The organism is Nocardioides sp. CPCC 206348 (assembly GCF_048654705.1).
Taxonomy (GTDB): Bacteria; Actinomycetota; Actinomycetes; order Propionibacteriales; family Nocardioidaceae; genus Nocardioides.
Window position 1 is genome coordinate 14,562 of record NZ_JBMCZA010000226.1, and the last position, 693, is coordinate 15,254.

A 693-nucleotide genomic window follows, 5' to 3' on the forward strand; every position below is an offset into this window, starting at 1 on the left:
GTCGATCAGCTCCTCGCACGTGGGCAGGTCGTCGATGACGCCGACCACCTGGCCGCTGGCCAGGACGCCCGCGGACGTGTCGCCCTCGACCAGGCCGGCGCGCAGCATGGTCGGCGTGTTCGCGGCGAGGGCCATCTGGCCGAGGGTGCGGCCCTGGGCCTTCTTCATGGCCCGGCCGTCCTTGAGCAGCTCGGCCCAGGACATGCCCGAGGACTTCTTGAACTCCAGGGTGCGACGCGCGGTCGGACCGAGGCGGCGGACCGCGGAGGTCTCCTCGAGGGACTCGACGAGCTCGGTGCGGAGCATCCGGTGCGGCATGCCGTCGACCTTGGCGGTGACGACGGTGTCGGTCAGGCCCTTCTCCAGGTAGAGCTGCTTGACCGCGTCGGGGACGGCACTGTCCCCGGTGAGCAGGAACCGGGTGCCCATGCCGACGCCGGCGGCGCCGTACGACAGGGCGGCAGCGAGGCCGCGGCCGTCGAAGAAGCCACCGGCCGCGATCACCGGGATGTCCACGGCGTCCAGCACGGTCGGGAGCAGGAGCGTGGTCGGGATGGCGCCGGTGTGACCGCCGCCCTCACCGCCCTGAACCATCACGGCGTCCGCGCCCCACGCGGCGACCTTCTTCGCGTGCTTCGCGGCGCCGATCGACGGCATCACGACGATGTCGTGCTCCTTGAGCTTCGCGATCAG

General features: G+C 71.7%; 1 protein-coding gene. It reads right to left on the reverse strand.

Going from position 1 to position 693, the window contains the following annotated elements:
- Positions 1 to 693: nitronate monooxygenase (locus ACOADB_RS25610; RefSeq protein ID WP_378605581.1), on the reverse strand; the 693-nt coding region annotated here is incomplete at both ends.